This window comes from Nocardia sp. NPDC055029 (genome assembly GCF_053608525.1).
In genome coordinates this window covers 222,463-233,328 of record NZ_JBSGVQ010000007.1, presented here as the reverse complement: position 1 = coordinate 233,328, position 10,866 = coordinate 222,463, and the positions used below count along the sequence as shown (strand labels likewise).

The window sequence follows — 10,866 nt, the reverse complement described above, 5'->3', positions numbered from 1 at the left end:
GTATATAAAAAACACCTAACTCGACGGACCGGCGTTCATGGTGCGTGAACTACACGGCGACCAAACCGAAGTCGAGCTTCACCAGCTGGTCGGCGCAGTCGAAGTAGCGGTCGTCGTGGGTGATCACGATGACCGTCTTGCCGCGCCGCTTCAGGTCGGTGAGGATCTCACGGTAGAAGACCTCGCGGAAGCGGGGCTCCTGGTCGGCGGCCCATTCGTCGAAGACGTAGATCTGGCGGTCCTCGAGCAAGGCGGTGAGCAGGGCAAGGCGCTTGCGCTGCCCCTGCGACAGGTCGACGGTCGACAGCCGCCCGTCCTGCACGGTCACCTTGTGCGCGATCTGCAACTCCTCCAGATAGCGCTGTACTTCACCGTCGATACCGGGACGGTCGAAGCCCAGGTAGTCCTCGAACAGATGGAAATCGGTGAACACCGCCGACGAATTCTGCCGGTACCACTCGATGTTGTCGTGGTCGATCCTCTCCCCGTTGAGCGACAACGACCCCGAGCGTGGTACGTACAGACCGGTGATGAGCTTGGCCAGCGTCGACTTGCCGCTGCCGTTGCCGCCGACGATGAACGTGATCTGCCCCGGTTCGAAAACCAGGTCGATCGGACCGAGCCGGAAACCCGCGTCCTCGGACTCGTCGCGACCAGGCGGTGGCGCGAGCGGCCGAACATCGTTGCCGCCGTGGTCGACCCAGGCCTTACCGTTCACATCCAGCTGAGCCGCGCCCGGATGCGCACCGGGGTGTGCCGGATGCGACCTACCGGGACCGGGGTGGCCGTTTCCTGCCCGCGGCGGCATCCCGGGACGCGGCGGATGCCCACCACGCTCGGGCGGCCCGTCCGGGTGCGAACCGGGCGGCGGCGGAACCGGCGACGGAGCCTCGGAGCGGTACACGTAGCTGACATTGGTCAGTTCCAGCTTGGCCTCCCCTGCCGCTGGACGCTCGGTGTACGGCAGGAGCTCCTCGTCGTGCAGGGTCTCCATCGACAGATTCATCGCCCGGATCTTGGCCAGCGCCACATCACCACGCAGCAGATCCGGGATGCGGTGCATGAAGTTCTGCATCGGCATCGCCAGGAACGTGGTGACCAGCACGTAGCCGACCATCGTGTCCCGCGGCAGATCCAGCGCCGCCGCGACGACGAACAGGATCAGCGCCATCGTCGCCAGCTGCAGCGCCTGACCGAAGCCCTGCGCGTAGGAGAACTTCGAGCCCGCGTCGGTGTTCTGATCGCGCAGCGTGCCCGCCGAACCGAGCAGATGCCGGTCCATGAAGTCCCGGCGGCGGCCACGGTGCAGCTTCAGTTCCTTGATGCCGAGCGTGACGGCCTGGAACGAACGCAACAGCGCGTCCTCGTTCTCGCGAGCCTCGCGGTAGATCCCACGCACCCGCTTGAGCACCAGTTCGACACACGCGATACCGACCAGCGTGCCCGCCACCGTCACCGCGAAGATCGGACCCGACACGATGAACAGGAACACGAAGCAGCCGATGATGGTCGCCACGTCGACGCAGATCGACGGGATGGCGGTCACCGCCTGCGACAGCGAACGCACGTCCTCGGTGAGCGTCGCCATCAGGCGGTGCATACCGAGCCGTTCCAGGTGTTCCAGCGGCGCGGAGACGATGCCGGAACTCAGATCGCTGCGCAGCCGGTAGATCGCGTCCTGCGACAACCGGATCAACAGCACCTGCGAGGCGACACCACTGACCAGGATCACCAGACCGGTCAGCCCGAACCGCAGCAACAGCTGATCAGGCTGCGGCTTCGGCGAGACGACCGCGTTGATCAGCGTCACCAGATAAGTGTTGGCCACACCGCAGATCAGGCCCGCGACCACCACGGCAGCGATCCTGGCCGGCGAGAGCGCGGCGAGAAATCGGAGTAGATGCATGACGTGTGCTCTCAGCTGCGGATGACATCGAACACGATGCCCTCGAGGGTGACACCGGGCGCGAACGAGAACGCCACTCCGGTGGAAATCGGTGCCGCCGACTGCGCGTCGCGGATCATCCGCTCCAGCACGAAGATCAGCGAGACACTCAGCATGTTGCCGTGCTCGGCGAGTACGTCCCAGCTCGGCGCCGCCGCCTCGGCCGGGATGCCCAGCGAGTGGGCCGACTCCTCGATGATGCGGGGACCACCGGGGTGGATCGCCCACAGATCGATATCGCTCTTGTCCAGCCCGTTGCGCGCGAGCACCTCGGTCACCACCGGATCCACCCCGCGGTAGATGTAGTCGGGCAGGCTCGTCGCCAGCTCGCAGGTGATGCCCGCGTCCTTGATGCCGAGCACGATGCCGTCCTCCGCGTCGTCGAACAGGTGGCTGAAGCTGTCGCGGATCACGATGCTGCCCGGCGCCAGCGGCTGGTGCACCTGGTTGGCGCCGATCACCACCGCGCCGCAGCCGTCACCGAAGAGGCTGTGGGTGATGACGTCGTTGACGTCGTCGTCGAACACGGCGTTCACCGAGCTCAATTCGATGCACAGCACCATCGCCTTCTTGTCCGGGTTCGCCCGGACGTAGTCGGTGGCGGCCCTGATGCCGTTCATCGCGGCCGCGCAACCCATGAAGTTGATGACCATGCGGCCGACCTTGGGCGACAGGCCGAGCTGCTTGACGACCGCGACGTCGACGCCGGGGGCGATGAAGCCGGTGCTGGTCACGAAGATCAGCTGGCCGATGTCCTCGGCGGGGTTGTCCAGTCCGGCGACGGCGCGGCGGGCGACGTCGACGGCCAGCGGCGCCGCGTACTCGAAGAACAGGTTCATCCGCTCCCTGATGGTGCCGGGGCGGCGGCTGAACTCGAGGAACTCCGGGTCGAGCGGGTCGATCGCCAGATGGCGGGTGTCGATCCTGGTCTTCTGGTAGATCCGCGGAATGCGCTGGCGCTGAGCGGGATCGGAGAACAGTTCGGCGACCCGGCCCGCGTTGACGGCCTGGTCGACCACGCGCTGGGGGGAACCGGTGGCGACCGCTTCGATCACACCGACGGTGGTCGGCGGGGCGGGCGGTAGCAGGTCGTGCCCGCGCTCGACGTCGGCCGTGCGGAGCAGGTCAAAGGAAACAGACACGGGCACAAATCCTTTCGAAACAGATACGAACATGGCAACGGAGTCGGGTCAGACGGTTCCGATGCCGGTGAAGCCCTGCACCGTGTAGGTCACACAGGTCTTCAGCGCTGTGGGTGCGCAGTGTTCGCGCACGAATCCCCACCGGTTCTCCTCGGCCTCACGCGAGGGCGCGAGCAGGTAGGTCCGGCACAGCTTGGGGAAACGATCTCCGAAGAAACTCTTCGCGGGCAGCCACTCCACGCCGAACTTCGCGGCCTCCTCGCGCACCACGTCTTCGGTGGCGATGTTGGCGAAACCGCTGCGCTGGAACGGAAGTACGTGATGCACCCGGTGCGAGCTCAGACCGGCCGAGAGGAAGCAGTCGACGTACTTGTTGCCGACCACGGTCAGGTCGTAGGCCTGCTCGAGCTGGTTGACCGCCCAGTCCTCGGTCTCGGTGTGCAGTTCTTCGGTCGGCACCTCGAAGTCGTGGCTGGCCACCACCATGAAGGTGCTGATCCACAGCGTGATCACGAATTGCAGTGCCCAGGCCCAGAAGTCGCCCGCCACGGTGAAGGCCACGAACTCGGCAACCAGCAGGAATCGGACGCCGAAGGAGCCGATGAAGTGCGGCAGCGCGCCACCCCAGGTGCCGTACATGTCCTTGATGCCCACCTTGCGGGTGAGCCGGCAGACGTCGAGCAGCCGAATGATCATGCCGGTCAACAGATGTCCGAACTTGTGCACCGTGTGCACCGGCACCCGGTACAGGCGCGGCACCTGCATCATCATCGTGAAGACGTTCTTCTTGATGTCGACTTCACTCTGGGTGTGCGGGTGGTGCAGCAGCGCGTGGCCGTCGGCGGTGACGAAAGACAGTGCGACATAGTTCATGTCGAACGCGTTCACCGCGTACTTGTTGAGGCCCTTCTGCGCCCGGTGGATGGCGTAGTGACCGAAGCCCGCCAGCGAGCTGCGCAGCAGCACCATCGCGATCACGAAGACCGGCAACGGCATCCAGCTGGTGTCCCACAGACGCAGGCCCTGCACCGCGAAGTACAGGAAGATCAGCACCGCGACGACGATGTCGAACGCGCGGTCCATCCGCTTCAGCCGGGCGGCCAGCTCGGGTTCCTTGATCCGGGCCTTGACCTTGTGCAGGAGGTCGTACTTGTTGTCGAACTTGTACTTCGGGGTGTCGTCCCAGCTGTTGAAGCCTTCCTTGAACAGGAAGTCGGGGGCGTTGTTCTTCGGGTGGATGTCTTCGGGAGTGGCATCGCGACCGAGGCTGTAACGCTCGATCATCCGCGCGATTTTTTCCGGATCACGGTGGTAGGAACCGATGATCGAGGTGATGTCACGGTTCTTCGTGCGGCCGATGAAGAATTCACCGCCTGGATGCTTGGAGATCCAGTCACTCAGGTCGTAGGCTCTGCCGTTATAAACCCATACGTTGTTGACGGGAGGCCGACCCCCAGGGCCGGGCGGTGGCGGGAGCTCGCGCTCCTCTTCATCAGGTCGATCATCGATCGTCATTTGTTCTTCCTCCGTGTCGATCGGCGTTCGATGCGTGTTGCCTGCCGACCAGCGTCCCGACACGTATAGTCCTTGTGGCGCCTTGCATCTCGCTGAACATTCTCTTATTGGTTGTGCGTGCGTGCGTTCGGAGCTCGAGTTACCGCAGGCGACACCCAGACGACACACCGGCCCGGGGCTGCGGACGGCACTGCGTGCCAGGTTCCGCGGTCCCCGGACCGGTGTGGGTAGAACCGGTTCGACCGGCTCGGATCAGCCTGCGGGCTTGACGATGTTGACCGGCTTGGCCCAGTTGGACAGGCCGACGGTGACCTCGCCCTGGTCCCTCTTCACCACGGCGCGAACAAGATTCGGGCCCTCACCGGTGGACGCGGCATCCGACGGCTTGGTCGAGTCGGAGGCAGGCGGGGCGGTGTCCTGGATCCACAGGGTGATCGGCATGGTGCCGGCGTTCTCGCCGACGCGCGGCACGATCGGGTCGATCACGGCGGCGTCGATGGTGCCGGTGATCTTGACGGTGTTGATGCCGTTGATGACCTCACGGCTCTCGGCCTTGGGGTTCTGGACGTTGGCGATCACGTTGGCGATGCCCTTGTCCTTGTCCAGGATGACGCCCGGATCGTAGACCTTCTCGGCCGGGCCCGCGGGCACGTAGCGGCCGCCGGTCTGGGTGTACAGAACCTTGTCCACCACAAGGAACTTCGCCTCGGTGAACGCGGACTCCGGCGTGAGCTTGACCTTCGCCTCACCCATCGCGGCGCCGGAACCCTGGGTCTCGTTGGTGACGTCCGCCGAGACGGTTTCCACCGGCAGGTTCGGCAGGTTCTTCACGTCGATGTTCAGGTGCACGGTACGCAGGGTCTGCGTGGTCTTCGCCGACTCCTTCACGAGCTGCGCGCCATCAGGCAGCTGACCGGTCGGCGGCGCCGTCGTGGTGGCGGCGTCATCCGTGCTGCAACCGGTCACGAGGGCCGCGCAGACAGCGGCGACCGCGACGATCGAGGTGATGCCGGAGCGCCGCGAGAAGCGGCTCCGGGGGGTGGGGTGCGGTGTCATGTCGATCAAGTTTCATCCCCTGGAGATGTCGTGTATGGCGTTGGTGAGGCAGCCGAAGCTGCCGGTGCCTGCGACATACTAAGCAGACCATCGGACATCTCGCGCTCCCCCGACGGCGATAGTACCCGAGGTTCGCAGATTGCGGATTGCAAGCGCGTGGTGGAGTTTTCAGCGCTGAAGCGACCCGGGAAATCGGCTGTCGCCGCAGGTCAGCCGAGCGCGTGCGAGCGCGCGACATGCTCATCCACCGGTGCCAGCCGCTCTTCGTCGGTCATCGCGAGCAATCTCGACATCGTCTCCGTCGCCGCCGCGTCCACCGGGGTGAAGATCTGCATCCAGGCGCCCTCGACCACCGGCAGCGACATACTCGTCATGTGCATCGCGAGCGTGCCGACGGCCAGGTGCTGGATCACCTTGACCACGTTCACCGGGACCGCGACATCGTTGCGGGCCCACAGATCGGCGAATTCCGCGCTCGCCCCACACAGCTCCTCGACCAGGGCCACCCACTCCGGGTGGTCGAGGTGCTTGACGTAGGCTCCGCGCAGGTAGGCGACCATGCGACGCAGGTCGTGCACGTTGTGCCGGTACGGGTTGCAGCACTCCGGGGTCAGGAACACGTGGCGCAGGATGTTCTGCTCGCCGTCGGCGCAGCGGGGAAACAACGCGCGATAGGCGTCGTTGTGCGCCAGCACATCGTATTTCGCGCTGAGCAGCACCGCGGGCAGCGGCGAGAGCTGATCGAGGATCACCGGCAGGCCCGGCGGCAACGCCGACTGCACCACCGAACTCGGCACGGACGGCACATCGGCGAGCCGGTAGAGATGCGCCTTCTCGACCGGGTCAAGGCACAGCGTCCGTGCGACGGCATCGAGCACCTGGACACTGGCATTGATCGGCCTGCCCTGCTCGAGCCAGGTGTACCAGGTGACTCCTATGCCTGAAAGTTGGGCGACTTCCTCGCGCCGCAGACCCGGTGTGCGCCTGCGCGGTCCCGGCGGCAGCCCGACATCCCCTGGCGCGATCTTTGCCCGGCGCGACTTGAGGAACGCGCCGAGCTGCGCCCTGCGCTCGGTGCGCACCGAGCGCATGTCGACCACTTCACTCATCGGTCCATCGTCGCCGAACCTGATCCTGGTATCCAGGTGGTACTGATACCAGTTTCGGCGCCAGCGCTTACGTCGCTCCAGCCGCTCGTCGAAGGTCGGCCCCGCGGTGTCCCCCGCACACCGACATCGCATCGCACCGCCCCCAGATGTGAGCCGCACAGTGTGATACCCGGGGTTCAGCGGGGATCCTCCTGTCCGTCAGCCGCGGCGCGCGGTCGGCGCGGGCTCATTCGGAGAACGCCACCACGCTGTCGTCGATCCGGCTGTGCCGCAGCGCCTTCTTGTCGAAGTACCAGTTGTGTTTCAGCCGCCATGGGTCGCGGTCACCGGCGACGGGTAGTTTGCCGGCCGCGCGCTGCAGGTAGCCCGAGGTGAGGTCGAGCAACGGCTTCGGCTCGAGACCCTCCGCCAGCCGCGGGACGACAACCTTCAGGTTGTGCTGGTCCATGTAGTCGAGCAATCGCGTGACGTACTCGCAGACCAGATCCGCCTTCAGAGTCCAGGAAGCATTGGTATAGCCGACGACAAAGGCGAAGTTCGGGACGTCGCTGAGCATCATCGCCTTGTAGGTGAACGTATTGCCCAGTTCGATCTGCTCACCGTCGACGTAGAACTCGGCCTTACCCATCGGGACCACCTCGAGACCGGTGGCGGTCACTACGATGTCGGCCTCGAGCTCGCGGCCCGAAGTGAGCGCGACGCCATTCGTGGTGAACCGGTCGATGAGGTCGGTGACGATGTCGACCTTGTGGCTGTGGATCGCTTTGAACAGGTCGGCTCCGGGCACCACACACAGCCGCTGATCCCACGGATCGTACGGTGGGCGCAAGTGTTTGGCGTAGTCGAAACCGTCAGGTAGATGGACCCTCGCCCACCGTTCCAACAAGGCTCTGGCCGTCTTGGGGCTACGGCGACAGAACTCGTAGAAACCGATTGTCACGGCGGCATAGCGTGCGTGGATCACCTTGGCAGCCAGCTTGCCGGGCAGGATCTTGTACAGTACCTGGGCAAATGGGTCCTTTCGAGGCTGGCTCACGATATAGGTGGGCGTCCGCTGCAACATGGTGATATGTGCAGTCTCGCGGGCCATCGATGGGATGAGAGTGACCGCGGTAGCGCCCGAACCGATCACGACCACCCGCTTACCGGTGTAGTCCAGATCCTTCGGCCAGTGTTGTGGATGCACCAGTGTGCCGCGGTAGGCGTCCAGGCCTGGCCAGTCGGGTGTATAGCCATGGTCGTAGTCGTAATAGCCACTCGTGGAGAACAGAAAGTCGCAGGTGAGCGTCGATGTTTCACCGGTATCGACGTGTTCGATCGCCACCGTCCAGCACTTCTCGTCTGTGGACCAGGAGAATCTGGTAGCTCGGTGGTGGTATCGGATCCGCTGATCCACGCCGTACTCCGCTGCCGTCTCACGCAGATAGCGCAGGATGTCAGCGCCGTCCGCGATGGCGTTTTCCCCGTCCCACGGCCTGAATCCGAAACTGAGGGTGTACATGTCGGAGTCCGACCTGATACCCGGATATTGGAACAGACTCCAGGTCCCACCCAATTCTCCTCGCTGTTCCAGCACCGCATAGCTCTTCGCTGGAAAGGCACGGCTGACGTGGACAGCGGCATCTATTCCCGACAGTCCAGCGCCCACGATCAAAACATTCAGGTGGGTGGCCTCGCTCATACGTGCTCCTTGATGCCGTCGCGCAATGCACAGTGTTCACCGGATGCGCGGCGACGGAAGGTGCTCGAAAGGTGCTTTCGAGAACCCGCCGGAGCTCACGCGCACAATTTGAATTGCGTCTATCCTAGCCGTATGAGGCCATGATGTCGGTGACGCCGGTGCGGAGGCGGATGGCTGCGTCCTTGACAGTAGCGGCGTGTCAACAGCACGCCAATCCGGACCATTTGACGGCCGTGGAACTACTGGTACTCCACCAACCACCAGGTCGATATCGACGCCGACACCGAACTCGTCGTCGCGCTCGGGCGGCCGTTGCCGGGTATACCGCAACGACTGCCGGGCCTGGAAAGAGTCCGGTGCCGCCCACACCTGCCGCAACGCGGTGGTGATCGCCGACGGCGGCTACCAGGGCACCGGTCTGATCATCCCGCACCGCCGGGTACCCGGTGTCGAGCTACCAGGATGGAAACAGGACCACAACAAGTCCCACCGCAAGGTCCGTGCCCGCGTCGAACATGTCTTCGCCCGGATGAGGCCTGGAAGATCCTGCGGGACTACCGCTTACGTGGCGATGTGGTGGCTGTGCGATGGCGGGCATGGCCACCCTGACCAACCTCGCCCACGCCCAGTGACCCCGGCCGGGGAGCGGCCGACGTAACCGTCCTGGACTTACGGGACAACAGGAGCTCGGCACAATCGGCGACCGACTGCGCCGCTTCGCCTCGAGGTTGTCACACCGACGGTATCGTTGACCTGATCTGACGTCCATCCCAACTCGACAGGGGTTCCGATGATTTCGGCCAGAACTTCGGCTTTCTCCGCTGGCGGCGCCCTTGCGTCGGCCACCCTTCTCGCCCTGACAGCGGCGCCCGCGTCCGCCGCGTCGGGCGGCAAATTCGAGACGATCTACTCGCTGACCAACGGCGCGTGTATCGCCGTGGTCGATTCGTCGGTGCATGGCCCGGGATACCCGGACTCGGCCGCGTTCACCGTCAGTACCAACATGATTGGCGTCGGCTCTTGCAGCCTGAAGGTCACCCTGCACTGGAAGAATCTCACCACCAGTGAAACCGGCATCCGCGTTGTCCATGCCATCGGTCCCGGCGCCTGGGTGAGCGACCCCAAGTCGTCCATCTTCCAGCCGGGTCACGGACAGTTCGTCGCCACCGTCACTGTCGATGCCGTCCACCTCGGCGAGTCCGGACAGGTCGAGTTCTCCGTCTGAGCCGATGCTGCAGCCCAATGCTCTTCACTTTCCATCTCGATCGACACCGCCATCTCAGCGGCCAAACCGAGGCGCACCTGCCGACCGGTGTAACCGCGTGCAAGCTGCACGCACGCGGTTACACATCCCAGCCCGCGCGGGAACACCCGCTATCGAATGGGTTCAGCGGGTGGAGGATTCCCGAGCGGTGGCGGTGGCGACGTAGGGCGCCAACGTCGTACGCAACCCGGGTCGCCGGACTGAGCGGCGGCCGTCATCTCACCGTGCAAGGGGCAGCACGGTCGCCAGGGTGCGCAGATCCGCGAGGTAGTCCTCGTTCAAGACCTGGATCGCGACGTGGCCTGCCCCCGCAGACAAGTGCTCGGCCAACCCCGCAGCGACCCTGTCGGGTTCGCCATGAAGCGCGAGCACGTCGATGAGCCGATCACTGCCCGGCGTCGCCAGGTCCTCCTCGGTGAAGCCGAGCCGGCGCAGATTGCTGACATAGTTCACCAACCCCAGATACATCGGGACCATCTGCCGCGCGACAGCTCGTGCCCGGTCGGGGTCACCGTCGAGGATCACCTTCTGCTCTGCGACAAGAAGTGCGTCCGCACCGACGATCTCGTGGGCGATTCGGGTGTGCTCCGGCGGGGCGAGATAAGGCAGCGCACCGGCGGTCCGGTCGCGTGCCAGTTCCAGCACTCGCGGCCCGAGTGCCGCCAGCGCCCTGCCATCCTTCGGCACCCCCGCCGCGTCGAGTTCGTCCAGATAGCTCACCAGGGCGTCATACGGCTTGATCGCGTCAGCACCATTGGCCTCGCGATGACCGGCTCCGATGCCGAGCAGGAACCGACCCGGAAACCTCTGTTCGATCCGGTGGAAGGACTCCGCCACCTCATCGGCCTGCGCTGTCCAGATGTTGACGATGCTGGTTCCGACGATCAGCGATTCCGTCGATTCCAGCAGCGATTCGGCTACCGACAGATCCGCCGGCGGCGAGCCTCCCAGCCACAGCGCCCCGAATCCCAGCTCTTCGATCTCCCGCGCGGCCTGCGGGGTGAACCCCGTGTACCTGCGCCACACACCGTATTCTCCGACAAGCTTTGTCATGCCGGACGCAACCGTCCACCCGCCCCGTCCTATTCCCATCCCTCCGACAAAGTTCGACCCAATCCGGGCAGCGGTGAGGACGCCGGCGATTCCCGACCACG

At 64.9% G+C, this 10,866-nt stretch carries 8 protein-coding genes and 1 pseudogene; 2 read left to right on the top strand and 7 right to left on the bottom strand.

Annotated features, from left to right (window positions below):
* Positions 1–49: 49 nt before the first annotated feature.
* The 6 genes from ACWF9G_RS09760 to ACWF9G_RS09735 form a co-directional block, all read right to left on the bottom strand.
* Entirely contained in the window at positions 50–1,906 is a 1,857-nt protein-coding gene (locus tag ACWF9G_RS09760) for an ATP-binding cassette domain-containing protein (RefSeq protein ID WP_452514749.1), read from the bottom strand.
* An 11-nt stretch (positions 1,907–1,917) separates the two neighbouring features.
* Positions 1,918–3,120: a type III polyketide synthase gene (locus ACWF9G_RS09755; protein ID WP_379309018.1), complete on the bottom strand. Its 1,203-nt coding sequence runs from the start codon at positions 3,118–3,120 to the stop codon at positions 1,918–1,920.
* Between the two features lie 15 nt (positions 3,121–3,135).
* On the bottom strand, positions 3,136–4,602 hold the full coding sequence (locus ACWF9G_RS09750; RefSeq protein WP_452514748.1) for a cytochrome b5 domain-containing protein: 1,467 nt from the start codon (positions 4,600–4,602) through the stop codon (positions 3,136–3,138).
* A gap of 252 nt (positions 4,603–4,854) precedes the next feature.
* Positions 4,855–5,658, bottom strand: coding sequence for an LppX_LprAFG lipoprotein (locus ACWF9G_RS09745; protein ID WP_452514747.1), 804 nt, complete (start codon positions 5,656–5,658; stop codon positions 4,855–4,857).
* 209 nt (positions 5,659–5,867) lie between these two features.
* Positions 5,868–6,767, bottom strand: coding sequence for a helix-turn-helix transcriptional regulator (locus ACWF9G_RS09740; protein WP_379309015.1), 900 nt, complete (start codon positions 6,765–6,767; stop codon positions 5,868–5,870).
* A 226-nt stretch (positions 6,768–6,993) separates the two neighbouring features.
* Positions 6,994–8,448: a flavin-containing monooxygenase gene (locus tag ACWF9G_RS09735; RefSeq protein WP_379309014.1), complete on the bottom strand. Its 1,455-nt coding sequence runs from the start codon at positions 8,446–8,448 to the stop codon at positions 6,994–6,996.
* A gap of 228 nt (positions 8,449–8,676) precedes the next feature.
* Here ACWF9G_RS09735 and ACWF9G_RS09730 point away from each other — a divergent pair.
* Positions 8,677–9,080: pseudogene (locus ACWF9G_RS09730) on the top strand (transposase); the annotation flags it as partial.
* Positions 9,081–9,238: 158 nt separating this feature from the next.
* Positions 9,239–9,673, top strand: coding sequence for a hypothetical protein (locus ACWF9G_RS09725; protein ID WP_452514746.1), 435 nt, complete (start codon positions 9,239–9,241; stop codon positions 9,671–9,673).
* 258 nt (positions 9,674–9,931) lie between these two features.
* Here ACWF9G_RS09725 and ACWF9G_RS09720 read toward each other — a convergent pair whose 3' ends face one another.
* Positions 9,932–10,765, bottom strand: a complete 834-nt coding sequence (locus tag ACWF9G_RS09720) for an LLM class F420-dependent oxidoreductase (RefSeq protein WP_452514745.1) — start codon at positions 10,763–10,765, stop codon at positions 9,932–9,934.
* Positions 10,766–10,866 lie beyond the last annotated feature (101 nt).